A 25,660-nucleotide genomic window follows, 5' to 3' on the forward strand; every position below is an offset into this window, starting at 1 on the left:
ATCCCTTTCTATGCTTGATTTTCTGCGGCGTGGTTGTAAGCCACGATAATTTTCTGGACAAGGGAATGCCGTACAACATCTTGCTCGGCAAAATAGACAAATCCAATCTCGTTAACTTCGTTCAAGATCGTATTCGCTTCCACAAGCCCGGATTTCTTACCACGCGGTAAATCAATCTGTGTCACGTCTCCGGTGATGACCATTTTGGAGCCAAAACCAAGACGGGTTAGAAACATCTTCATCTGTTCCGGCGTTGTGTTCTGTGCTTCATCCAGAATGATGAAGGAGTCATCCAGCGTACGCCCCCGCATGTAGGCGAGTGGCGCGATTTCGATTAACCCTCGCTCCAGTGCCTTCGCGGTCTGTTCCTGTCCCATAACGTCATACAGGGCATCGTACAGTGGTCTCAGATAAGGGTCTACCTTCTCCTGAAGATCACCTGGCAAAAATCCAAGACTCTCTCCCGCTTCAACAGCAGGCCGTGTGAGTACAATGCGTTTGACGCTGCCTTCTTTAATTGCGGCAACAGCCAGTACAACAGCAAGGTAGGTTTTACCCGTACCAGCAGGACCAATGCCAAATACAATATCACGTTTTTTAATTGTAGTTACATAGTGCTTCTGTCCAATGGTTTTAACACGGATTGGTTTACCTCGGTATGTCGTTGTAATCTCGCCCTTGAACAGATCCAATAGCTGGTCTGCCCGCATATCCTTGGCAAGTTCAATCGCATACTTCACATCTCTCTCGGTTAACACATATCCATTGCGTATCAATTGCAGTAACACATCAAATAATTGTTCAAGCGATTCCACCTGCTGTGCGTTGCCAAAAATCACAATCTCCGCTTCACGGGATGCAATCTGGGCGGGAATCTCGGATTCAATCAGTTTAAGAAAAGTATCTTGGGGTCCAAAAAGAGATTGGCCCTCTCCCGCACTCTGGAGGGAGATTTGTATGCTGCGTGTTTGCTCTGACAAATATCCTCATTCTCCTTGACTATGGACTAGCGGAAGTTCTTCCGCAATGCTTTCTTCTACTTCAAATAAGACTTTCATATAAACTTTACCATTCTCTTTCTTCTCATGCAAAATTTTTTCACTTATAATTTTTGTTCCTTTGCCGTTTTTGGCGATAATATCGTTCCTTGCTCCTTCCAATCCTTTCGTTCTGGCCCATTCTATCGTCTGTTGTTGCTCATGCTCTCGGGTCTCCAGATCTTTCTCTGTCAGCCAACCCATGGGAAGTGTAAAGGATCGCCACGTCAATGGTTTATGATTACTCTCGGTATCAAATGAAGTGAATGGTGTACTACCGTACCCCCACAGTTGAATCGCCCAATTCCCCAGTACCATGTAAAAACGTTCTTTGCTCTCACCTGTCATTGTATTATGTTTTTGCACCAGCGGAACCTCTACCTGATACTCACGCCATACCAGACCACGAACTTCGCCTTTGGCAACGATGGTTTTGGTGTTCTCCTCATCCCCGAGAATCCCGGAGATCAATACCTGACCCTTTTTGACACGCATGTCCTTCTGAACAACAGGGCGTCCCTGCTCCGCATAGATTTGAGTGACCACAGCATCTGACTTACTGATCAGATGTCTGGGGTTCAGTAATGGTTCGCGCTTTGGTTGGGCAGATTCTACGACCTGAATGGTAATGGTTGTCCCCTCTTTGCTGACGCCAATCCAGGTTACATCCGGCAGAGCGAGTGCAAGCTGCCTGGAGAGCTTGTCTTGGCTTTGCAGACGGAACCCCCATTGCAAAGGATATATGCCCTCTTTCTTCGCTGCTGCAAGCACCTCGTCGGTGGGAATGGTGACGTTACCCTTGACCTCCACACTCCATACCATGGACGACAACGCAAACAAAGCTGCCACAAAAAACAGCATACCCCCAAGAAAGAACTTCCTCCGCAATAATCGGGCCGCAAAAAAGGGGAAACCGCTGCGATGGGTTACTTTCACCCTGCAGCCTGTCCGTTTCAACATAGGACGCAACCTGAAAAAATGCGGCAGCAGAATATTCATCTCTGCCACGCGTCCATCGTGAGCACGCAGGTCCCAAACTTCCAGTCCCTGCTCTGCCACCGTGTTGATTAATGTTTCAATGTCTCCCCCAGTGACCGTTATTCGGACTGCTCCCCGCAGTTTGTACAGACTGGGCTGCTTCATCCGTTCCCCTCCACTCCATTCATATGAATATCCAGAATCCTTCCTTCGACAGCTACTTCATCCGGCAAAATATTACGTATCACCAAGGCAGTTCCTTTGATCTCTAACTGGCCTTGGGAAAGAGCCAACACGATACGATCCGGCGTGAAATGGATGACACCGCGATGGTTCTCTATATACAGTTGCTTACTGCCGATCAGGGTTAACCGTGGCATATCATAAAGCACATCCTGCGGCAGATCCAACACTTCACTGGTCCATCTGCGCAGCTTGCGGCTGATCCGGGTCATTCGAAGGTCTTCCCCCTTCCTCTACAGTTCAACTTATGCGCAGATTCATGAATTTATGAAAATTCCGGGGCGTGTTAGGGACGAATGTTGAGAAAAAAGGATAGAACACAGAAAAAGCCGTCTCCGGCGGCTTTATGCTCACCAGAGACGGCTTTATTTCCGTCCAATAAATTGACTTGTTTACAGTTTTCCTCTTGTACCAAACGGTTGCTTGGAACGAGGGGAACCCAGTACTTCTGCCCACAGGACACCTGTGCGAATGTCTGCCGGACGAAGCGGAGACGCTCCCGATCCATCGCTGCTGGTCTCATCCCAACTGGAATCAGACACAACTGGCCGATTCGCAGAAGAGATGCGATTCAAGCGTTCTTCGATCAAACGTTGCTGTTCTTCCATGCCTCTCATCTGTTCCTCAAGTGAATTTGCCATCGCACTCATCGTGCCCTCACTTCTGTAGTCAGTTGCGGGGCGAGAAGATGCAGCAGGCTCCGAATACGGCTCATCATACTGATTCTCATATTGCACGTCATCATACCGATCATCATACTGTTCATCATAGCGGGGGTCTGTAGGTCCGGAAGACTGCTGCGGAGATGAATTGTCTCTTGAACGTTCATCCCGGCCTGAATCACCACTGCCTCCAAATGTAGGCATCCCGTTGGCAGGACGCTTTTTGTTCGGATCAGCCGATTTGGCAGCTTTCCCCAAGAAGGAGAAGAGTGCAAAACCGATGACGGCCACAATATACAAATTATCAAAAATCCATTCAAATAGGCCCATATGCACTCACCGCCTATCTTCCGTTTTTGGAATCACCCTGATCGTTGGAATTCGAACCTTCACCAGGTTTTCCCAATGTGTTGCGCATTTGAGTATCCGCTTCAATGTTCTTCAGGTTCATATAATCCATCACACCGATTTTACCGTTACGAAGTGCCTCAGCCATTGCCAAAGGTACTTGGGACTCGGATTCAACAACGCGTGCTCTCATTTCCACTACGCGTGCTTTCATCTCTTGCTCTTGGGCTACGGCCATTGCGCGACGCTCTTCGGCTTTTGCCTGAGCGATACGTTTGTCAGCTTCTGCTTGCTCTGTTTGCAAGAAGGCACCAATGTTTTTACCTACATCAACGTCCGCAATATCAATGGACAGGATTTCAAAAGCAGTACCAGCATCCAGACCTTTGGACAATACAGTACGAGAGATCAGATCCGGATTTTCCAGGACGTCTTTGTGAGAATTGGAGGAACCGTTCGTACTTACGATACCTTCACCAACACGGGCGATGATCGTTTCTTCACCAGCACCACCGACGAGACGGTCAATATTGGCACGAACCGTAACCCGCGCTCTAACTTTAACTTCAATACCATCTTTGGCAACCGCAGACACAATCGGTGTTTCGATAACACGTGGGTTAACGCTCATCTGTACGGCTTGTAATACGTCACGACCTGCGAGGTCAATCGCAGCAGCACGTTCAAATTCGAGTGGAATGTTGGCACGTTGTGCAGCAATCAGAGCGTTTACAACACGGTCAACGTTACCACCGGCCAAGAAGTGACTTTCCAGTTGGTTCATTGAGAGTTTAAGACCGGCTTTAGTTGCTTTAATCATTGGATTAACGATACGGCTAGGCGTTACACGTCTCAGTCTCATCGCTACCAGTGTAATAATACTTACGCGTACGCCGGATGCAATCGCTGAAACCCAGAGCATAACCGGGAAAAAGCTGAAGAATACGCTCAATACGATAATACCTACTACCGCAATGAGCAAAATCGTAATCATAGATGTGTCCATTTAATTTCCTCCATTTGCAATTTGAATTTGATAAAAATATTTGAGAATACACTCTTGAGTCCGCTGCTAAATGAAAGAATGCACCACCTTGCTGGCAGCTTCAGCTACGTGGTTATGTACATTGCCGAAGCGTTAATCCGCTTCGACAACAGAGCGAGTTACACCGGCAAAGCTTGCTGAACCACAATCCGGGTACCTTCCGCTTTAATCACAATAATCGGAGTATCGATGGGAATAAAATCTCCGTCGGTCACAACGTCAATTCGTTCCCCTTCAAACATCGCTGTTCCAGAAGGACGAAGTGGTGTCAGACTGATTCCTTGCAGACCAACCAGCTCTTTGCGTTCTGTAGCTGATGAATAACCCCGATCCGCAGACATGCTATCACTCAGTATGAAGCGATTCCATATCCCTCGATCCTTAAAGATAATTGAGATGATCGCAATGACTACCAGTGCTGCTCCAAAAGCGATACCTAGAGATACAAATGCATCACTCGTATCATAAGCAGCCCTTACAACACCGGCCACAAGCGCAATTGATCCCAAAATCCCCAGAATACCAAAGCTCGGAATAAACATCTCCAGAATCATCATGATGAGTCCAACGGTAAATAGCACCCATGTCTCTGCTCCGGCAAATCCCGCAATGTAATTACCCGAGAAATACAACACGAAACACACGATACCTACAATACCAGGAACTCCAAAACCAGGAACAATCAATTCAATGATCACACCCGCGATTCCGAGGAACAATAACACAGTCATCACAACCGGATTGGTAAGAAAAGAGGAGATATTCTCCGCTGTTGTTCGTTCTACCTTAAATACGTCATCCTGACTGTAACCGAGCCAAGCTGCCGCTTCTTCCGGTGTGTTGCTGATGTGGTCGGCATAACCAACTTTCAGCGCTTCTTCAGCCGAGAGAGCAATAATTTCACCTTTTTGCTTGGTTTTATTGATCTCTGGCATTTCAACAACGATGTTAACATCCGTCATTCCAGCTGCAATCTTGCCATCACGACCACTGATTTCAGCCGCTCCCTGCATTTTGCTTTTCCAGAATGCAACAAGCTTTGGATCATCAACATGTTTACCCGTACTGTCGACCATTGCTGCCGCACCAATCATACTGCCTGGTGACATTACGATCTTATCTGCATTCAGAGCCAGAAAACTCCCTGCTGAAGCAGCATCTCCACGAACAAATGCAACAGTCTCAATCGGACTGTCCTTAATTAGGGTACCCAATGCTTCTGCAGTGTCGACACGGCCTCCCGGCGTATTGATATCAAGAACGATCAGGCCAGCATTCATCTCTTCTGCTTGCTTGAACCCGCGTTCCATGAACTTGCCAAGTCCCTGCTCGATTGGTTTATCAACCGGAATAATATATACGGCACCACTCTTCTCAGCTGCATGCGCTGACGGTGATCCAATCCAGACAGGAAGCAACAGCGTCAGCAGCATTAAGAGCATCAATGGCCCCGTAAGCTTCTTCCGGCGCTTTCCCTTCACAATAGTCCCCCCTTTTCCATTAATGTTATACTGTCCAGCTTATGGTATTTATTACGTGCAATGCAACATTTCGTTTCAAAATCTTAAAATTATATTTGAAAACTCAATCAATTGCAAGAATAAAAATCCATAATAATATATATTAACCATTAAAAAGAAATTTCGTCATCCCAAGGACATGATGCCTTCTGATAAATGGAAAAAACACCTCCTGACAAGTCAGAAGGTGTTTATTGATTTGCTTTATTGCAGAAATTGTTGAACTGCTTGATTTACCAGTTTGCCGTCCGCTTTGCCTTTAACTTTCGGCATAAGGGCCGCCATGACTTTCCCCATCTCGGCTTTCGAAGAAGCACCGGTTTCCTGGATGGTCTGCTGTACAATAACTTTAATTTCTTCTTCGGTAAGCTGTGTGGGAAGGTACTGGATGAGTACTTCAATTTCCGCTTTTGCATTTGCCGCGAGATCTTCACGGCCCGCTTTGTCAAATTCTTGGAGGGCATCTTTGCGCTGTTTGATTTCACGACTCAGGATATCAAGCACTTCGTTGTCATCCAAATCTCTTTTCAAATCTATTTCAAGATTCTTGATCGTCGAACGAATCAACCGAATGTTGGAGAGTCTGAACTTGTCCTTACTCTTCATCGCTTGCTTCATATCTTCGTTCAATCGTTCGCTAAGATTCATGTAATTAAAATCCTCCTAAAACTTTCTCTTACGAGCAGCCTCGGACTTTTTCTTGCGCTTTACGCTTGGCTTCTCATAATGCTTACGTTTCTTCACCTCAGCCAATACGCCATCTTTAGCGATGGAGCGTTTAAAACGACGAAGTGCAGCATCAATAGTCTCGTTTTTGCGAACTTTAGTTTCAGACACCAGTTTTCCCTCCCTCCGACCAGACCGTCCAAGAGCAATAACACGGTTCATCATCTTACATTATAGGCGAAAGATAATAAAGGTGTCAACCTCAATGTAATGATCACTTATTTGAATCCATTTTATAACTCAAAGGTATTATGAAATGGATTCATTATATAAGCATTTGGTCACACATTCATGGATTTAATGCATATGACTAAATCCTCAATAGTAGTACCCATCAGCTCGTTTATTTGTGAGAATCGGACAGACTTGTTAACACGCCAAGTCTGGTACCACCCAACAAGTGGTAATGCAGATGATGAACGGTTTGTTCTCCATCCTTACCACAATTGTTGATTAATCGATATCCTGTTTCCTCCACGCCAAGACGCTTCGCCGCTTCTTGAGCAGCCAGATGAATCTCGCCGATCAATGGCAGATCTTCTGCAGTAACTTCATTCATGGAAGCAATATGTTTCTTCGGAATGACAAGAACATGTGTCGGTGCAGCGGGCTGGATGTCATGAAAAACGATAACATGGTCATTCTCCAGTACTTTATTGGAGGGAATGCTGCCCTCTACAATTTTGCAAAATAAGCAATCCATAGTTCATACCCTCCTTTGTATTCCAGTGTATGTATTCCCCTCTATCATACTAAAAGTAAAAACCCACGTCCAATCTTTAGACACACAACCAGGTATTCTAGGTCAACTCTCCATCTATCATCGAGCCGAACACTATACAACATTGGATTGTATACCAAGCTCTTTTATCGAAATATGGTTTTATCACGCACTTTTCCCAATTAAACAAATATGTATGGTTAATGACACACAAAAGGAGATTGGTTAATTTGACCGTTTATCAACATGTGCAGGAACTTATAGGTAATACACCTCTGCTTGAATTAACTCGTTATCCATTACCGGAAGGAATCCGCCTGTTCGCCAAACTGGAATTCATGAATCCCGGAGGAAGTGTGAAAGACCGGATCGGCAAGTTTTTATTGGAGAAGGCCTTGGCAAGAGGAGATGTTAAGCCAGGTGGAACAGTGATTGAAGCTACCGCTGGCAACACAGGAATTGGTCTTGCAATGGCGGCTGTAGGCCTGAATTTAAAGGTCATTTTCACGGTACCTCAGAAGTTCAGCTTTGAGAAGCAGCAGTTGATGAAAGCCCTCGGTGCTACGGTCGTCAACACACCCACATCCGAAGGAATCACTGGTGCCATACGCAAGGCGGAATCGCTGGCGAAAGAAATACCGGGTTCGTATATTCCAGGTCAGTTCTCCAATGCGGATAACCCACTCGCACATTATGAACATCTGGGCCCTGAGATTTGGCGTGATCTGAACGGGCAGGTGGATGTATATATCGCCGGAGCCGGGTCTGGCGGAACTTTCATGGGAGTATCTCGCTATTTGAAGGAGCAAAAACCGTTAATTAAAACATGTATCGTAGAACCCGAAGGTTCGATACTCGCAGGAGGTCCATCGGGACCACATCGTACAGAAGGAATAGGGGTCGAAACGTTATCTTCTTTTATGGATGTGAGTTACTTTGATGCCATTCATACGATCTCAGATGAAGATGCCTTTGAGCGGGTAAAGGATCTGGCCTTGTTGGAAGGCTTACTGGTAGGAAGTTCCTCAGGTGCAGCTATGCAAGCCGCATTAAACGAAGCTGTTCACGCAGCTCCCGGAAGTAACATCGTCGTTATTTTCCCGGATAGCAGCGAACGGTATTTAAGCCAAAATATCTATAATGGAGGACAATGAAATGAGACCAAAAACCAAGCTGATTCATGCAGGTATTGTTGGTGATCCACACACTGGAGCAGTGAGTGTACCGATCTATCAAGTAAGCACGTATGAGCAAGAATCGGTTGGCGTACACAAAGGATACGAGTATTCACGAACAGGCAACCCTACCCGTCATGCGTTGGAAGAAGTCATTAAAGAGCTGGAGGATGGCGTTCGAGGTTTTGCTTTTAGTTCGGGCATGGCTGCGATTCACGCTGTACTGTCTCTGCTGAAAACTGGAGATCACGTCATTCTGACGGATGATGTATACGGCGGGACTTACCGTATTTTCACCAAGGTGCTGAGTCGTCTGGGGATCGAGTCTACCTTTGTAGATACTACCTCACCACAAGCACTGGAAAAGGCTTTGCAATCCAATACAAAGGCCATTTATGTAGAAACACCTACCAATCCGTTACTCAAGGTCACCGATATTGCTGCTGTAGCGAAATGGTCAAAACAACATGAGTTGCTGTTCATCGTGGATAACACGTTTAGTACACCTTATTGGCAAACTCCGCTGGTTCTTGGGGCAGATATTGTACTGCATTCTGCAACAAAATATATCGGTGGGCATAGTGATGTCGTGGCAGGACTTGCGGTTGTCAACAGCGATCAACTTGGTGAAGATCTGCATTTTATTCAAAATGCAATTGGCGCAGTTCTCGGACCTATGGATTCCTGGCTGTTAATGCGTGGCCTTAAAACATTGGGATTGCGGATGGAAGCGCAAGAACGCAATACAGAGCAGCTTGTGGCATTTTTGAATCAACATCCAACAGTGAGCAGAGTCTATTATCCCGGGCTGCCCGACCATCCACAGCATAAGCTTGCTTCCACGCAAGCGAGAGGATACGGCGGTATGGTTTCCTTTGATGTAGGCAGTGCTGAAAAAGTAGATGACGTGTTAAGCAAAGTCCGTTATTTCACATTGGCTGAAAGTCTGGGCGCGGTGGAAAGTTTAATTTCTGTCCCTGCCCGAATGACACATGCTTCCATTCCCTATGAACGTCGGCAAGAATTGGGGATCACGGATGGTTTGATTCGTATCTCCGTTGGGATCGAGGATGTTGAGGATTTACTTGAGGATATGAAATCTGCATTAAGCTGAGGGCATTTTGAAGTCCATGCTGGCCGATACTCGCGAATGGGTAGTCGAAGATTTTCTAAGGAACACAGGACGTCTTATTTGGCGTTCAGGCTCTCATTTGAAATTATAAAGAACAGCAGGCACGATATTTCCCAAAACAACCTCAAAAAAATGCTGAAAGCGGCTCTTTATTCGGTTATAACGTGTATCAGATTCCTTAAAATTCTGAGGGCGCTTCAAAGCCTTGAATAAGATGCCTGAGATTCGTCAGAGCTCACATCATGCTCCGCTCCTCCAACCGCGGGTAAGAGAACAGCATCGATTCCACACGAATCGAAGCTTTTTATCGGAATAGAGAATTAAAGCTTTCCGGTGTCCTGATCGTTAGCTTGCACATATGAACGTTCTCGCATATTCAGGATTCAGTACACCCATTGCTGCTGCGGACACGTTAAGTGCTACCCGTTCATCTTCGATCTTACACTAATTAGGTTTTAAAAAAAGTCATGCCTTACAGAAGTTCGCTTCTGCACAGGCATGACCTTTTTGGATATTCGGTATGTTGCCAGTTGTATTGCAATGACTATCGCGATACATCAGGCTGAGACTACATATGTGATAAGACCTCTCTATTTCATGCTGTACGGTACTATGAATGAAACATCCATCCTCAGCTTGTTATTTTCAAGGATTTTCATAGGGTGGATAAGAATGTGTCACTTTAGTTATGACTGTTTTTTCTAATTTCAATAGTACGGTAAAAGGGTTAATGCTGTAAGCGCAAATAACGGGAGCACCAGTCGGTTAAAACGTCTACGGCCATAACCATAATACGGATAAGGTGTAGGGTAGCCGTAACCTGGATAAAATCCGCGAGTATGACCTATCGGATAGTTTGCTCCAGGCATTGCATTTGGAGCCCAGTTCGCATGATTCACCATGGCTTCCGGTCCAACGGGAACAGCCAGGTAGATCATTTCGTCATCCACATTTTCCATAATGCCATCGTAGTGCATACCGTCATTCATCTGTACACATACATAACGGTGCATGTGTTCCTTACATATTTTCTTTGCTTCCACTTTTTCCACTTGCCAACGCCTCCCTGATTCTGCTCTTGATCACCTTTTCATGGTATTCAGAACTGGGCGAATTGACACTACTGACGAAAAAACACAAAAAAAGAAGCACCCCGTGAGCGGCTTCCTTGGAAGGCTGCTGCGCGGACATCTATTCAGGAAACGTCCTGATCAGATGTCCGCCGGGGTACTTAAATAAAGCTTGTCGGCTTAACTGTAGTATAACAGCGGGATGAACCTGTATCTGTGATGTAACTCACTCCGCTAAGTTATAAAAGCAAGAAAAGAAATGAAATATTTTTACAAGATAATATTCCGTAATAGTGCGTGTTTAAAAAGGGCGGTTTTCAGTACCAAAAAGACGGGATAAAGCTAGAAATGGAGTAGCGGAGCATAGATAGAGCTACGTGAGCAACCGCAATATTTCCGAAGGAAACAACCTTCGTAAGCCCCTACTTATTTCGGCTGAATTCCATATTCGATGTTGATGATGCCGCTAGGCACCATTCGTAATCAAAAGTGGACTTTTTGAACAACCTCTAATATTCATTTTGCTTGGACTATTAGAGGCGCTTCTATGATCTATATTGCTTACACATTGCCCTCTACAGGGTCTCCAAGACCACACGTGAGCCGTTTCCGGCCTCACCTGCCGGAATCACCACAAGTTTGCGCGGCAAGCGTGCGCGCAGTTCAGGCACGTGACTGATTACACCAACAGCCAATCGGTCGTCATGCAATTTTTCCAAAGAAGTAATGACGGTATCCAACAGCTCAGGGTCAAGTGTACCAAACCCTTCATCCAGGAAGAAGAATTGGAGCGGGTACTGACCTCGCAGCTGAATCTGGGCCGACAGTGCCAAGGCCAGTGACAACGAAGTCAAAAACGTCTCGCCACCTGACAACGTTGATACCGGTCGTTTGACACCCCCGTTGGCATCATCACAGATTACAAAACCACCACCGGAATCCACCTCCAGTGAATAACGCTGTTTGGTCAGGAAACGCAGACGCTGAGATGCCGCATGACTAACCTGCATCAGTTGTTCTTCGGCAATATACTCGACAAAAGCATTGCCTCTGAACGCGGATTGCAATTTGCTGAGCAGCTCACCTTGACGGCTTACCTCCACCCGCTTGTTCTCCAGTTCGGTCCAGCGAACATGTCGCTGCTCCACATCCTCCAGATCACGTTCTGCACGTGCTTTGGCACGAAGGGCAGCCTCGTCCTCAATTCGGACCTGCTGCAAACGTTCGGTGCAGGCTAACCACTGTTCCTCCGATACGACAGCACCACCCAGCTTTTGTTCCAGTTCACGCAACTGGGATGCCAGTTCACGCTCACGTTCCCGGTGCTGCTGGATCTCCCCTGCCAGTCGCTCTGCTTCCTGTGAAGGAATTGCCGCGGATACAACTGCATCATCCGAGTCAAACGGAGATTGTTCCAGCAATTGCTTCCACCGTTCCTGTGCTTGTTGCAGATGTTCTGTAGCCGAGGCAGCTGCCTGCTGAGCCATAACGTCTTTTTTAGCTGATTCCTGCTTCAGCGTGTCCGCTTCTTTGAAGCGTTGTGCCGAGTCCGAAGCTGTTTTCCGCAGTCCATCCAGACGAGCCTGAGCCGCAGTAATCAGATCTTCTACCCGTTGCTCCCCAACCCACTGGCGCAAGCGTTCTTCCTTCTCGGCCAGCTGTTTGCTATTGCCCTGCCACTCCGTTTGCCACTGAATCAGTTGTTTATCCAATTCAACCAGCTTCTGCTGGAGAGATTGAATGATTTGGTCTTTTTCCTCAAGGAACGTCACGCTTTTGTTCAGACGTTCCTTGATGTCTTCGGCGCGCGCATCGCGCTCTTGCATCGCCTGATAAAGGGCCTTGGCCTCCTCCTGAGCGATGCCCGGTAGTTCCGCGGCCCAGCGGCTCTGCAAAGTAGCCGCTGCGGCCTCGCTCTCGGCCAGCTTACGCTCCGCCTGAGTGAGCCCGGCACGGCCGGCCTCTTGCGCAGCTGCCGCTTCCATGCGGCGCTGCTGCGCGCCCACAGCCGCCTGCTGCAACGCGGCGGCTTCGGCCTGGAGCGGCGCTGCTGCGGTAGCCAGCGCCTGCGCGGCTTCGCGCAGCGCAGCGGCACGCGATGCCCAGCCTGCCGGGGAGCGCCCGTGTTCGGGCGACCCGGCGGGCTCGGGCTCCGCTGCCGCAGGCGCGGCCTCGGCTGCGGCCGGAGCTTCGCCGGCCGCAGCGCCAAGCTGCGTCAGCAGGCTGCGACGTTCGTGCAGCTGCTGGCGCAGCCCAAAGCGCAGCTCCTGCAGCTCCGCGTGCAGGCTGCGCAGCAGTTCCAGGTCCGCATCGCCTGCGTGCGGACCTTCTCCCGGCGGCGCAACCGGGAGCGGGTGATGCGGCGAGCCGCACACAGGGCATGGCTCGCCGTCACGCAGCTCGGCGCGCAAGGCGGAGGACAGCCGGTGCAGCTCCTGCTCCCGCATCGTGCCACGTAGCTGTTCCTCCGCAAGGGCCAGCAGGCTTTGTTCGCGGCTAATATCCTGCTCACAGGCAAGCAAGGCCTCAAGGCCTGCTGACGCCTGTTCTACCAGATGCTGACGCTGATCACTCAGGCGTTTTTCTTCCTCAGCCGCCGCCTTCAGCTTGTCGGCTCCCTGTTCTGCCGATTGCTTATAGGCTTGCATGTCAGCCTTATTTTGCTGCAATTGCTCCGCGGCAGTATCCACACGATGTTTCAGTTCTAGCGCAGCTTGAAGTTGCCTGCGTTCCTCTGACTTCACTTCATTTGGCTTGAGGCTCTCCTGTAGTTCCTCTCGCCGTTTGCGTCCGCGCTGTTGCAGTTCCTTTTCTTTCTCAAGCTGCTGTCCCAGCGTAGTTTGTTCGCTCTGCCCCTGTTCCAGCAACTGCGCGAGGCGCGAGCAATCGGCTTGAAGTCCGTCCCGTTCACGTTGCAGCTCTTTCGCTTGTTCGAGTTGCTCCAGGCGCAGCAGAAGTTTCGGTTCTTCCTCAGTCATTTGCTTGCGTGCCGTCTCAGCCTTCTCCGCTTCCTGAACAGCCAGACGCTCATGTTCCAGTGCTTGCTGATGAGCTGTCTCGGCAGTATCCTGCCGCTGCTTCTGTGTAGCCATGGCATCTCGAACCGTCTGCAATGCAGGCAGTATTGCATCTGCCGCAACGGATTGTTTCAGCCGTTGTTCGCCTACCTCTATCTGTGGTTCTAGTGCTTTCAGCTTCTGCTGTTCATCCGTCCGGGCCTGCCGTTCGTGACTTAACTCACGAATTTTGCCCAGTTGTTCAGCTTCCTTCACAGCTTCATCCAGCGCTTTGCGGGACAATTCAGACTGCTGAACAGCGTTTTGAAGAAGACGTTTCGTTTCTTCCAGCGTCTCCTTGCTGGCATTCCCAAGTCCCTGTTGCTCCGCAGCAAGAGATTGGTGAACCATATCATTATCCTTAACCCGCCGACTTAATTTGATGGCCAGCTGATCCCCATACTTCTCCAGATGGAACAATCGTTGCAGCATCTGACGACGTTCACTGCCTTTGAGTGACAAAAACTCGGCAAACTTCCCTTGCGGAAGCACCACTGCCCGTGTAAAATCATCCATCTTCAAACCGATCACATCTTCAACGCAGCGATTCACATCTGCCAATTTGTCGGCAAGTACCTGTTCTTCGCCATTAACCGTCTCTATGAATTTGCTGATCGTGTTACTCACCGAAACTTCATTATTTCGTTTGAAACGTCGCTCTACCCGGAACCTTCGAGTGCCTTCCGCCGACATCAGTTCAAATGTAAAAGCAACCGACAACGAATCCTCTGCATGATTCATAATGCCTTGCGTCCCGTTCACCGCGCGTTCCACTTTTCCGTACATGGCGAGTGTGATGGCATCGAGCAAGGAAGATTTACCACTACCCGTTGGACCGAAAATACCGAATAGTCCCGTCTCCGTCAGCACGGTAAAATCAATCTCCTGCATCTCCCGATAACTTTGCAGTCCGGCAACTTTTAATAGAATTGGCTTCATCTTTCCTCGACCTCCTCACGCACACCCGGCTCGTCTTCATCCACAAGTTCCAGGAAAAGCTGTACTAGGCTGTCTTCCGGCTGTGCACCACCGGTCTGACGCTGATAGAATTTACGGAACAGTTCATGTACAGGTAGCTCGGATCGTTGCTCCAAAAGTCCTGCTGCAGCCATCTCGGGATACACGGGGCGTATGTGAATGATACCTTCATGTGATTTTCGCAGCTGCTGAATCTCCTTCAGGGACATTGCCTCATCCAGCCACACTTCCATGTCGATAAAAGCCTGTGGATCACGCCCCTCATCCAGCCAGCGATATACTTCTGCCAGACCACCACGGGCCTGCCAACGTACAAGCGGACGCCCGGACGTTAACAAAACTTCTTCTACCTGTGCTGCTCCACCCGGCGCCAGATCAACCATCGTGACAGACTTGCTCTGCCCTGCTTCCGAGAAGCTGTAGGCGAGAGGAGAACCGCTATATCGAATCACACCGTCTCCTTTGACAGCCTGTGCACGATGAAGATGCCCAAGCGCCGTGTATTGCGCACCAGTCGATAAAGATGATGGGTCCACCGTGTAGGCCCCACCGATCTGAATCGGACGTTCCGAATCACTCTCAAGTCCGCCGAGCACATAGATATGGCTCATGGCCAAGTTCACGGTATCCGGGCGAAAAGAAGCTGCCAGACGCTGCATTAACATGCCCACCCGGTGACTGTATGCCTGACGAAGCACATTTTCGTCCCCATCTGTTGTCAGCAGTTCATTCAATCTGGCTTCAGAAGGATAAGGTAATGCGGCAATCTGTGCAATTTCTCCGGTTCGCTTTGCATGGATGGTTACCGCTTCTGAAGTAGGCATCCCTACGAGTGTAATGCCCTGTCTGTTCACAAGTGGAGTTACAGAAGCTACACGTTCTGGCTGATCATGATTCCCTGCAATCACCACAAGAGGTCTTCCATGCTCCGTCAGACGTGCTGCAGCTTCATAAAAAAGTTGTTCCGCCGCTGCGGGAGGATTAACCGAATCATACACATCTCCGGCCATCAATATGGCATCTGCCTGTTGCTCATCAGCGACCCTGACGAGTTCATCAACGAAATCTTCCTGTTCACGCAGTCGGCTTCGTCCTTCCAGCGTTTTTCCCAAATGCCAGTCCCCTGTATGCAAAATACGCATCGTCCGTTCCACCCCTCTCCCATATGAAATCCATGGTTTTAAATTCCGATCTTTTACAATTTCACTGCATGTCCACCATCAAAAAAGTACAGCCATTTCCGGTCAACTTTCCGACCCAATATATCTTCAATGGCCCGTCCATACAGATCTAGCTGGAAGCGATAATTTTTGGTGAGTTCATCCAAACCACCACGATGCTCCAATACCCGATCCGTCTTGTAATCAAGCAAGACAAGCTCGCCGTCCACCTCATACAGACAATCGATAATCCCCTGTACAAGCACGGTTTCATTTTCAATCGTTGCCTGCATTTTGCTATCTTCATTTATTATCTGCATATCTGAGTTCGCCGCCCGTTCATGTAGCCATTCCACAGGAGACTGATGTGCCGGAAGTCCATACACAAACGGAATCTCCCGTTTCACCCACGCTGCACGCAATAATTCTTTCCCTGGTTCTGTATTGAAAAATCCGGCCAGTTCTTCAGGTTCGATAGCCGCAGCATGATGGGGCAGCAAAATCTGAAGCTTAATCAATCGCTCAATTGTCTGTTCAATAAGTTGTGAATCAACAGATGATCCATCTATAGGAAGATGCTGCATCAACGTATGATACACGTTCCCCCGTTCTGCCCCTGTCAACTGCGTTGCCTCCATGAATTTGGGACGACGCAGGTGCAGTTTGAAAGACGTACCTGCAGATCCCGCATCCTGAAGGTTCACCGTACCGTTTGAATCTGTCCATGATCCAGTCTCACGCTCGTTAGATTCATCGGATACGCCACGTAGTACATGGCCTGCTTCATCTTTGGTGTAATTGATTTCTGGGTTGTTGTGAGCCAATAATTTCTCGGACTGTTCTCCCAGTTCCTCCATCACCTCTACGGACTGGATATCCTGCATCGCAAGTAACGTTTTCAACTCCGTGACAGATGTACTGGCTGCTACTTGAGTTGCTGCTTCATAGGGGTACGTCCATGAAAGTCGTTGATCAACCTCGTTGATCAGCCGTGTCTCCTCTTGTTGAAGAGCTACTATGTCTGCACCTTCATCTCCAATGTTTTGGTTAGCCGTATCTTGTGCACTCTTCGTCAGCTCTTCTACAGTTGAAGATGTAACCAACTTCACGGGTTGGACGGCTTTTAGTGCAGCAATTCGTTCTTTCCGTACCTCATTTATCCCGTCTTCTTCTCCGAGTGTCAGATCTACCACATGGTCACGGGATACCTGATCGGCGGAAATAATAGAGATCGCCCATCGTGATTGATCATCTGCAAGACAAGCTGAGAACGAATCATTGCTTCCAGCAAGTTCACGCAGCACAGCCGCATCTGGATGTCTCATCAGGGATGGTCCAATCCAGTCCAGGTAACTCCGTCCAGCAGCAAGCAGATAGTCTGGCAATGCCAATTCAGGGCTATCCTTGACCTGAGACCACGCGAGCGCTTTTTTCGCGGCATCTTTTACAGTACCCAGCAAAATCATTTTCTCTTTGGAACGGGTCAACGCAACATACAACACACGCATCTCTTCAGCAAGCAGTTCAAATTGCGCACGACGACGAATCGCCAGATTGGCTAATGTAGGATAGGCAACCCGATTCTCACGATCCACAAACCTCGGACCAAATCCCAGTTCCTTATGCATTAGAAACGGTGCGTTCAAGTCCTGCTGATTAAACATCTTGGATATGCCACCGACAAAGACAATTGGAAACTCCAAACCCTTACTCCGGTGAATCGTCATGATACGTACGGCGTTGTCCTGCTCACCAGAGCTACTTGCTACAGTTCCGAGGTCTCCCCCGTTTTCCCGCAGTCTGGAAACATAGGTCAGGAAACGGAACAAGCCGCGATTCGCAGTTGATTCCTCATATTGTCGTGCGCGGTCGTACAATGCCTTAAGATTACTTTGACGTTGCAGCCCTCCTGGAAGACCACCAACCCAGTCCAAATAACCGGTTTCCCGATACATACGCCAGATCAGTTCACTTAGACTGCCTTGCCTTGCCTCAAGTCTCCACTGCTCCAATTGACGCATAAAACGAATTAACTTTTGCTGTAATTCCGAGCCTGAGATCTCCGTTATGCCCAAATCCTCACTTGCATGTCCCGCAACACCAGCATCTTGCATTCCATCTGTATGCAATGTATGCACATCGGATTCATAGACATCATCCAGGATCTCTGCCTCGACTGAAGCTGCTGTCTCCCGCTGTCCCTGTTCCATCTCTGCCCAGGCTTCCGGCCACTGCAACTGGACCATATTGGAATCAGGATGATTATCCTGCCGGGATTGTTGTACAGCATTAGTGGAGGAATCGCTCCAATCTCCCGCAGCCGATATAACCGCATCATAGAATGACTGTCTTTTGTCACCAAGCCGAATCTGTGCCAGTTCCTCTTCATCCAGTCCAACAATCGGGGAACGAAGCACGGAAGCAAGCGGAATATCCTGCCTTGGATTATCAACAAGCTGAAGCAGAGACATCATGATTTCCACTTCTGTAGCCTGAAAATAACCCTTGCTCTGTTCTCCTCCAGCAGGAATTCCCTGCTGTCTGAACTCCTCAATCATGAGCGGAGCCCACATCAATGTTGAACGCAACAAGATGACCATGTCACCGTAACGTGCCGGGCGCATCGTTTGCAGAGCTTTGTCATATACATGAAGGGCAGGTTTGTCCGTGTCTCCAACCATCTCCCGAATACGCCTTGCGATTGCCCTCGCTTCCAACTGGGCTGTTTCAAGTTCGGCACTCTCCAGTTCTGCGGAGACCGATGCATCCCCATTCTCATCCGTACTCTCTGTCAGATCAGGACCACCACCCTGACGATCGATCAGCATGAGTTCAGGTGTATACGCCTCATCACCAAGTGTTTCTGACGGGAAGGTAGCCCCATATGCCAGTTGAGCTCGTTCATCGTAAGCAATCTCTGCCACACCTTCGTTCATGAGTTGCCGGAATATCATATTGACCGAATGCACGACTTCTGCTCGACTACGAAAATTCCGCGCAAGATCAATACGTTGACCTGTACGATGCAGACGTTCTTCCACCATTCCGTCCTCATTTGTGCTCGCTCCATATTGGCGATACTTGTTCATAAACAGACCTGGCTCAGCCAACCGGAAACGGTAGATACTCTGTTTGACATCACCGACCATGAATCGGTTACCCGGGTTTTCTCTGGAGATCAGTTTCACGATATCTTCCTGAACCGTATTGGTATCCTGATATTCATCAAGCAACACTTCATCGAATCGCGAACGGTACTCCATAGCCGCATCGGAAGGCATCGACAGTTCAGGCGTTGAATCCTCATGTCGCAAAATGTGAAGACAGTAATGCTCCAGATCACTGAAGTCAACTTGCCCACGTTCCTGTTTGGCCTGTCGATAACGTTCTCCAAATGTACTAACCAACCTCGACAACTCCTGCATGAGTGGTGCCGCTTGCTCCAACTCCTGCCAGAACGCAAACGCACTTCTCCCGAACAATGAACCTTTCAGGTCGGTAACTGCCTTTTTCGCAGCCTCACGGAGTTCCTTCACCTGATCTTGTAAAGCAGGGTCCGTCTGATCTTTCTTGCAAGGTTTCAATTTGCCAAATGTAGCGGGTTGAAACACTTCAGGCAACCTTTCCCATGGCATAACCTGGGCCGCAGACAACAGTTCTTCTACCATCACCAGGTCTTCTTTTAACGTATCTGCATAAGGTGCCGGACCTTCAGGCTGCATGGAAATATGAATGCCTTGACGGAGCAATCCTGCTGCACCACTTAAAGCAAGAGCCGCATCACGCAAAATACTCTGAACCCATGCTGAATGTCCAAGTGCCTCTACACTTTCCACCTGAAAAGCAGATGCCATCTCCGAGAGCCAATGATCCGGCCAGGAATGACTGCGGGAGAAATCATACAAACGTTGCACCAGTCGATGCATCGCATCATCGTTTCGTTCTCCACTGAACCAGTCTACTAATTCGCGGAATGTACTCCCTTCATCTTCTTCGCCATACTTTTCCTCAAATAGTTCTTCAAGCAGTTCCTGCCGCATGATTTCCGCTTCATTTTCATTCAGGATACGGAAAGCCGGGTTCAACGGAATTTGCTGATAATAACGGCGAATGACTTCCATACAGAATGAATGCAGCGTTGTAATAGATGCTCGTCCAAGCAGCGATAGCTGCTTACGCAGATGCTCTTCTCCAGGCTGTTCTTCCAGCGCACGTTCCAACGCTTCCCGAATCCGTTGTTTCATCTCGGCGGCGGCCGCTTTGGTAAACGTAGCTACAAGTAAACGATCCACACTGTATCCTCGGGAGGGATCTGCGATCTTGCGAATAATTCGTTCAACCAGCACGGCTGTCTTGCCTGATCCCGCCGCTGCGGCAACCAGTATGTCTTCTCCGCTTTCCGAGATGGCACTCCACTGGTCATCACTCCAGAAGCTACCCTCCGGTTTTGGCATATTCGTCATGATGTTTCCCCTCCCTTGGTGTGAGATAACATATCCCAGATTTGCTGTTTGCCCGGTTTGGACAACAGGTTATACTCATTTCCTTCTATATTCTCATCAAACTGACAAACAGGCTTATACGGACAGAACGTGCACGCCACTTCCTGCTGAATACGATAAGGCTCAATGGCCACATCCCCATCCGTAATTCGGGTACCAATCTCACGGATATTACTGCGAACCGAAGCAAGCAACGTATCCCATTGCTCTGGCGTAGCTACAGCGGCGCTGCTATAAAAGCTTCCGTCCGCCTTAAGGGCAACTGGAATAATTGCTGAATACCCCTTATCCAGGGTGTTGTCCATTTGAGCGATTGCGTCCCGATCCGCCAGCAGCAAACCTTTCATTTTGAACCGTTTCAGTAGTTCTTGTCCTGCCTGCTCTGATGTCATGCCGTTTGCGGATTGCAACAGCGGGTTATGCACATGGAAATACAACGTTCCTCCCGGCATCGCCGTTTCCCCAAGCCATTCTTCGGCAGCACTAAGCAGCACCTCCAGATAGGTGAGCATTTGCAATGACAGACCATAGTACACTTCATGTAACTTGAGGTCCGTCTGGCTTGATTTATAGTCAATGACACGCAGGAGCAGACCATTCTCTCCTTCTGCGACATCTACACGGTCAATTCGACCCACGATCTCCATCACACAGCCGTTCTCCAGTTCAAAACGTAGTGGCGGCAGTGTTTTATCGGGTCCAAAATCAAGCTCCAATCCAATCGGTTCAAAACTTCCACGTCTGGACTGTTCACCAAGAATAACCGATGCCCGGCTAACAATGTCCTTCAATTTGCGGAAAATATAACCGTATCGCTTGGTGCTTAGCAAAATCTCCCCTTGCAGCTGTGGTGCAATCTGCTCCACAGTTTGCTCGGCTTCCTGACGACACTGGTCTGGAGTCAAACTACCCCAACTACGATTTTCTTCGCGCAATCGCATAGCCAACTGGCTTAGTGCAGCATGAAACAGCTGTCCGATATCAGGAGCCTGAAGGCGGTACAATTGCCGTTCTTTGAGACGCAGCCCATGCGAAGCAAAATGGGAGAACGGACAAGCGACGAACCGCTCCATTCGCGAGACACTCGTCCTCACCTCTGTACCATACAGTCTGCGACTGGTAGCTGTACGTAGTGGTAATGCCCGATTACGATAAAAGATTGATCCCATCAACCGTTCCAGCTGAGGTCTGCTTGTCTCTCGAGATACATGCCAATTGTAGACCGCCCACCACATTTCAGGGATTTCTTCTCCGCGGCGCCATTTGCGCAATTGTCCAATGAGCGTTGACAGACTCTGACCCGGATGGGTGACATAGGACCAATGCGCTTCTTCCGAGTTCGCAACCGGCGGTTGAGCGAGCAATGGCTGTTCTTGTAAACCAAACATCTTCCGTACATGACGGACAATCTCGGAAGGAAGCAGTGCTTTCCCCTCATCATCAGCAACCGGGTAACTCAGCCACAACTGGCTGCTTGCCGCTGTAAGTGCCGTATAGATCAGGAAACGTTCATCCAGCATCTGCCTTGTTGCACCTGGTCCAAGCGCCACGCCTCTTTCCGTCAGTAACGATCTCTCCAGTTCCGTTAATACGCCATCATCCTGAGGTACGGCAGGTAATTCACCATCAACCGCGCCAAGGATAAATACGTATTTGATGTCCTGAAGTCGTGTACGGTCCATAGAACCAACCAATACCTGATCAAGTGCTGGTGGTACCAGACCCAGCTTCAGTTCCGTCAATCCGGTCTCAATCATCCCGGCAAACAGCGTGATATCCAGCCGTTCATTCCCCATCATATCGACCATCTGATCCAATAAATCCAGCACAGCTCCCCACATCTGCCGATGTTCTCTCGACCGTTCGGGGTCACCTTGTGCCTTAGCTTCAGCAGACATGTTATCCAGCTTCCATGGGATTTCAGCATCTTCCAGCAATCTGTATAGTGCCTCGCACTGGGCTTTGGCTGTCTTTGCCTTTTTCATTCGTTTCTCAAAAACACCCAAAGAATCTGTAATGACCGTTCGGCAGCTCTCCATTAAAGAAAGCATCTGGTCCCGTCCTCGACTACGGCCATCCTGACCGTTGTCTTCCAGCGACAGGCTTGGTACATACTTCCACGGTTTGCCGTCAGTCCAGCGATACCCGTGAATACCACAAGCCAGTACATAATTCTCAAGCTGGTCCATATCTTCACGAGTGATGGAACCATCACGCGGAAGCAGCAGATCCGTTTTGACACAACGAAATACATCCTCGTAACGCCAGTGGCGCCGAACAATATCCAGTGCGGAACGGATAAACTCGGATAATGGATGATGAAGTTCATTTCTTCTGCGGTCCAGAAAGACGGGTACGCCATAATCCCTGAATAGAGGTTCAGCTATATCAGCGTAGGTATCCAACTGACGAACAAGTACCGCCATGTCCCGATAACGCGCACCTTCGTTTTGCGCCAGACGCCGCATCTCACGCAGTGCTCCCTCCATCTCAGCTCGTCGGTTCTCCGCTGCAACCAGTCGGATTCCGGAATCAAGGCCATCACTTTTCCAACGAATTCGGCGGTCGAAACCAGCCTCCAGATGAGCAAGTCCCGGACGATCCTTGTATCTCGGTGGAATCTCCGAATCTAGCACGGTTATATCGCTCGGTACACCCAGTTCGTCAGCCATCCCTTTCAGGCGCGCATAGGCACTCGCCGTAGGATAGAACAGTTCCAGTTCTCCAGGCAGCGCACCATGATCATAAGGGCGATCCAATGTCAGGGCAATCGTCACGGATGAGGATTGCAACATCAGCCGACCAATCACACTCATCTCCTGTGGTGTGAATCCCTGAAAACCATCAATCCAGATCTGGGCATCCTGCAGCAATGCACTTTCCGACAAACGATCTGTCAGCTCGGTCAACGTGTCTTCATCATCAATATATAAATTGGTCAGTTCCTGTTCATAGTCACGATATATCAGATTCAAGTCATGCAACTTGTCCTCCAGAATCGGCGAAGTGGATGAGGTATTCCCTCCAGACATCCCTTCTTCCAGCAATGATGGATCAACTTCATAACGTTTAAATTCACTATATAAGTCATTTAATTCGCCTATAAAACCCAGCTGGCTGCCGGATGCACCAAACAGCTTTAATTCTTCCTTACGACGCTGGATTACTTTATAGAGCAGCATCTTTTTGCCCTCGGCTCCAATCGGAATACGAGCAGAACCACCTGCTTCTTGCATTACACGATAGGCTAAACGGCGAAAGCCAAGCACTTCTGCACGCATCGTACCTTTAATTGCTCCAGAAGACACCAATGCCTGCTCTGTTCGAAAAGAACTCTGTTCGGGAACGAGCAAAATCAAAGGTGTGCCTTGCGGTTCTTGTTGAAGCAGGGATGTAATTTCCCGGGTAATCAGCGAGCTTTTGCCGCTGCCTGCCCGGCCAATAACAAAACGAACGGACATGTCTAATCCTCCAAACCACACGTACAAGATTTTAATTCCCAGTATAACATATCTGACTTGGTTCGGAACATACGTTTGCCACTATCCGGTAAAACCGGAGATCATCTCCGTTAACACAGCAAAACAGCAAAAAGCCCGCAGCTATCACACTGTGGACTTTTGACTTGATCTATACTTGATTGGAACGAAAATCATACGATTAATTCTTTTTACTGCGCACTTCGAAAATAGCAAATTTCAGGTAATGTCCTTCATCCACGCCCAAAATTTGTGGGTGATCCTTACCGGCTGCTTTCCAGTCGATCAAACGAAGCACTTTGCCTGCATCTTCCGCTGCATCAGCAATCGTGTCCAAGAAAAGATCAGGACGCATGTGATACGAACAGCTGGCTGTTACCAAATATCCACCCTCATTGACCAGTTTCATTCCTTGCAGATTGATATCTTTATAACCGCGACATGCACCTTTAACTGCTGATTTCGTTTTGGCAAATGCAGGAGGATCAAGGATGACCACATCAAATGTTTTACCGCCAGCTGCAAGCGCTTTGGATGTATCCACTTTCTGTTCGCCTGCACGTGCACGTGAGGTACGTTCATCCAGCCCTTTCACTTGTTCACGCAAGTACTGGAATGCATCAGCAACTACGAACTCGACCCGGTCAGTGAAACCGTTCAGCTCCACATTTGTTCGTGCACTCTCAATGGCATGCTCCGAAATATCAAGACAAGTCACTTTTTTGGCTCCATACTTGCAAGCATTCAACGTAAAGCTACCCGTGTGTGAGAAACACTCCAGTACAGTGGCACCATCCCAATATGGGAATGTAACTACTTTACCACTTTTATTCACAGGCAAGAGCTGCTCTGTGCCATCCTGCTCGGTCGTTTGTAGTGTGATTCCACTCTTGTAGCCCCAACCCTTCATAAGCGGTTCGATGGCTGCACGATTCTCGCGTTGGTCGAAGAAGTAACCTGTCTTCTGCCCTTCCACGATATCCACTTTAATTAGTAGTCCATTCTCTGTAACCGTGACATGTCTTGGGCAATCTCCGTACAGTGGACCTTTGGTCTGCTCCAAACCTTCCAGTTCACGAATCGAGACATCACTGCGCTCGTATATACCTTCCGGCTGCATTACTTCAATGAGTGCCTGTACGATGGCTTCACGGCAACGATCCATGCCAAGTGTAAGCAACTGTACAACGAGAATGCTGCCGAATCGGTCAACGATTAAGCCTGGCAGAAAATCAGCTTCGCCGTAAACGAGACGGTATGCCTCTCCATCCTGGATAAAACGTTCCCGGTGACGCAAGCAATCGCGGAAACGCGCTGCAAAAAACGCGGTGTCCATCTGTTCGGACTCCAGAGGTTGATACGCTACAACCCTTACAGTGATCTGAGATGCAGGATTGTAATAACCTGTCGCCAGATAGCGACCTTGATGATTCAATACATTGACCAGATCTCCCGGTTCCGGGTTTCCGTCAACAGAGGCAATTTCATTGTTAAATATCCATGGATGTGCATGTTCAAGCCGCTTTTTGCGACTGCGTTCGAGTGTAACTGATGGCAAGGTAGATCCACTTCCTTTAATTTAATAGTTCAAAAGATAGGTTTGGTGCGGCGCGCAGGTGGCGTTCCGGGTTCGAATCGATCTTCCGATCGCTGTTGTCTCCAGATTTTTTTGATTCCCTTTTTTAAAGGGAAAATCCGGAGACAAAGGCGCACGCTTCGCTTCTTCAGATTCGATTTCGTCCCCTCCACTACGTTTGCACGAATCACCGTATCTTTCGAATTGGGGTGGGGTAATTTAGGTCGCTTCCCTCTGAATTCCTTTAGGCTT

17 protein-coding genes are annotated in these 25,660 nt (G+C 48.6%); 2 read left to right on the plus strand and 15 right to left on the minus strand.

What is annotated here, in order from left to right; genetic code table 11:
- Positions 1 to 8: 8 nt before the first annotated feature.
- The 9 genes from V6668_RS21360 to V6668_RS21400 all read right to left on the minus strand — a co-directional run bounded on the left by V6668_RS21360 (position 9) and on the right by V6668_RS21400 (position 7,262).
- Positions 9 to 980: a PhoH family protein gene (locus V6668_RS21360; protein ID WP_017687243.1), complete on the minus strand. Its 972-nt coding sequence runs from the start codon at positions 978 to 980 to the stop codon at positions 9 to 11.
- A 6-nt stretch (positions 981 to 986) separates the two neighbouring features.
- Positions 987 to 2,180, minus strand: coding sequence for a sporulation protein YqfD (gene yqfD / locus V6668_RS21365; protein WP_338706599.1), 1,194 nt, complete (start codon positions 2,178 to 2,180; stop codon positions 987 to 989).
- Positions 2,177 to 2,470: a sporulation protein YqfC gene (gene yqfC / locus V6668_RS21370; RefSeq protein WP_076318859.1), complete on the minus strand. Its 294-nt coding sequence runs from the start codon at positions 2,468 to 2,470 to the stop codon at positions 2,177 to 2,179. The genes yqfD and yqfC overlap by 4 nt, the downstream gene beginning before the upstream one ends.
- Positions 2,471 to 2,650: 180 nt before the next feature.
- Positions 2,651 to 3,250, minus strand: a complete 600-nt coding sequence (locus tag V6668_RS21375; RefSeq protein WP_076318858.1) for a hypothetical protein — start codon at positions 3,248 to 3,250, stop codon at positions 2,651 to 2,653.
- A 13-nt stretch (positions 3,251 to 3,263) separates the two neighbouring features.
- Positions 3,264 to 4,274, minus strand: a complete 1,011-nt coding sequence (floA, locus tag V6668_RS21380; protein WP_036615045.1) for a flotillin-like protein FloA — start codon at positions 4,272 to 4,274, stop codon at positions 3,264 to 3,266.
- A gap of 158 nt (positions 4,275 to 4,432) precedes the next feature.
- A complete protein-coding gene (locus V6668_RS21385) occupies positions 4,433 to 5,755 on the minus strand; it encodes an NfeD family protein (protein WP_051450046.1) in 1,323 nt (440 codons plus the stop codon).
- A gap of 282 nt (positions 5,756 to 6,037) precedes the next feature.
- Positions 6,038 to 6,481, minus strand: coding sequence for a GatB/YqeY domain-containing protein (locus V6668_RS21390; protein WP_017687237.1), 444 nt, complete (start codon positions 6,479 to 6,481; stop codon positions 6,038 to 6,040).
- Positions 6,482 to 6,496: 15 nt separating this feature from the next.
- Positions 6,497 to 6,670, minus strand: a complete 174-nt coding sequence (gene rpsU, locus V6668_RS21395; RefSeq protein WP_005547957.1) for a 30S ribosomal protein S21 — start codon at positions 6,668 to 6,670, stop codon at positions 6,497 to 6,499.
- A gap of 232 nt (positions 6,671 to 6,902) precedes the next feature.
- Positions 6,903 to 7,262 (minus strand): histidine triad nucleotide-binding protein, encoded by a 360-nt coding sequence (locus tag V6668_RS21400; RefSeq protein ID WP_024628477.1) that lies wholly within the window; start codon positions 7,260 to 7,262, stop codon positions 6,903 to 6,905.
- Between the two features lie 221 nt (positions 7,263 to 7,483).
- On the opposite strand from V6668_RS21400, the gene V6668_RS21405 reads away from it, so the two are divergent.
- Together V6668_RS21405 and V6668_RS21410 are read left to right on the plus strand one after the other, a co-directional pair.
- Positions 7,484 to 8,434: a PLP-dependent cysteine synthase family protein gene (locus tag V6668_RS21405; protein WP_422395224.1), complete on the plus strand. Its 951-nt coding sequence runs from the start codon at positions 7,484 to 7,486 to the stop codon at positions 8,432 to 8,434.
- Between the two features lies 1 nt (position 8,435).
- Positions 8,436 to 9,569 (plus strand): bifunctional cystathionine gamma-lyase/homocysteine desulfhydrase, encoded by a 1,134-nt coding sequence (locus V6668_RS21410; protein WP_338706600.1) that lies wholly within the window; start codon positions 8,436 to 8,438, stop codon positions 9,567 to 9,569.
- A gap of 725 nt (positions 9,570 to 10,294) precedes the next feature.
- On the opposite strand, the gene V6668_RS21415 is transcribed toward V6668_RS21410, so the two are convergent.
- From V6668_RS21415 to V6668_RS21440, 6 genes are all read right to left on the minus strand, one after another.
- Positions 10,295 to 10,639 carry a hypothetical protein gene (locus V6668_RS21415; protein WP_036674796.1) on the minus strand — a complete coding sequence of 115 codons (345 nt, stop codon included), beginning with the start codon at positions 10,637 to 10,639 and terminating at the stop codon, positions 10,295 to 10,297.
- Between the two features lie 593 nt (positions 10,640 to 11,232).
- Positions 11,233 to 14,652 (minus strand): SMC family ATPase, encoded by a 3,420-nt coding sequence (locus V6668_RS21420; protein WP_338706601.1) that lies wholly within the window; start codon positions 14,650 to 14,652, stop codon positions 11,233 to 11,235.
- On the minus strand, positions 14,649 to 15,833 hold the full coding sequence (locus V6668_RS21425) for an exonuclease SbcCD subunit D (RefSeq protein WP_036615059.1): 1,185 nt from the start codon (positions 15,831 to 15,833) through the stop codon (positions 14,649 to 14,651). The genes V6668_RS21420 and V6668_RS21425 overlap by 4 nt, the downstream gene beginning before the upstream one ends.
- Positions 15,834 to 15,886: 53 nt before the next feature.
- On the minus strand, positions 15,887 to 20,314 hold the full coding sequence (gene addA / locus V6668_RS21430; protein WP_036615061.1) for a helicase-exonuclease AddAB subunit AddA: 4,428 nt from the start codon (positions 20,312 to 20,314) through the stop codon (positions 15,887 to 15,889).
- Positions 20,311 to 23,814 carry a helicase-exonuclease AddAB subunit AddB gene (gene addB, locus V6668_RS21435; RefSeq protein WP_338706602.1) on the minus strand — a complete coding sequence of 1,168 codons (3,504 nt, stop codon included), beginning with the start codon at positions 23,812 to 23,814 and terminating at the stop codon, positions 20,311 to 20,313. The genes addA and addB overlap by 4 nt, the downstream gene beginning before the upstream one ends.
- 199 nt (positions 23,815 to 24,013) lie before the next feature.
- A complete protein-coding gene (locus V6668_RS21440; RefSeq protein WP_338706603.1) occupies positions 24,014 to 25,390 on the minus strand; it encodes a class I SAM-dependent rRNA methyltransferase in 1,377 nt (458 codons plus the stop codon).
- Positions 25,391 to 25,660: the final 270 nt, after the last annotated feature.

It is taken from the genome of Paenibacillus amylolyticus, assembly GCF_036894225.1.
Taxonomy (GTDB): domain Bacteria; phylum Bacillota; class Bacilli; order Paenibacillales; family Paenibacillaceae; genus Paenibacillus; species Paenibacillus amylolyticus.

Coding starts and splice junctions, on each gene's coding strand:
- V6668_RS21405 (WP_422395224.1), top strand. CDS start 7,484: ATGACACACAAAAGGAGATTGGTTAATTTGACCGTTTATCAACATGTG.
- addA (WP_036615061.1), bottom strand. CDS start 20,314: ATGACGAATATGCCAAAACCGGAGGGTAGCTTCTGGAGTGATGACCAG.
- V6668_RS21400 (WP_024628477.1), bottom strand. CDS start 7,262: ATGGATTGCTTATTTTGCAAAATTGTAGAGGGCAGCATTCCCTCCAAT.
- yqfD (WP_338706599.1), bottom strand. CDS start 2,180: ATGAAGCAGCCCAGTCTGTACAAACTGCGGGGAGCAGTCCGAATAACG.
- yqfC (WP_076318859.1), bottom strand. CDS start 2,470: ATGACCCGGATCAGCCGCAAGCTGCGCAGATGGACCAGTGAAGTGTTG.
- addB (WP_338706602.1), bottom strand. CDS start 23,814: ATGTCCGTTCGTTTTGTTATTGGCCGGGCAGGCAGCGGCAAAAGCTCG.
- floA (WP_036615045.1), bottom strand. CDS start 4,274: ATGGACACATCTATGATTACGATTTTGCTCATTGCGGTAGTAGGTATT.
- V6668_RS21425 (WP_036615059.1), bottom strand. CDS start 15,833: ATGCGTATTTTGCATACAGGGGACTGGCATTTGGGAAAAACGCTGGAA.
- V6668_RS21410 (WP_338706600.1), top strand. CDS start 8,436: ATGAGACCAAAAACCAAGCTGATTCATGCAGGTATTGTTGGTGATCCA.
- V6668_RS21420 (WP_338706601.1), bottom strand. CDS start 14,652: ATGAAGCCAATTCTATTAAAAGTTGCCGGACTGCAAAGTTATCGGGAG.
- V6668_RS21375 (WP_076318858.1), bottom strand. CDS start 3,250: ATGGGCCTATTTGAATGGATTTTTGATAATTTGTATATTGTGGCCGTC.
- V6668_RS21385 (WP_051450046.1), bottom strand. CDS start 5,755: ATGCTCTTAATGCTGCTGACGCTGTTGCTTCCTGTCTGGATTGGATCA.
- V6668_RS21390 (WP_017687237.1), bottom strand. CDS start 6,481: ATGAATCTTAGCGAACGATTGAACGAAGATATGAAGCAAGCGATGAAG.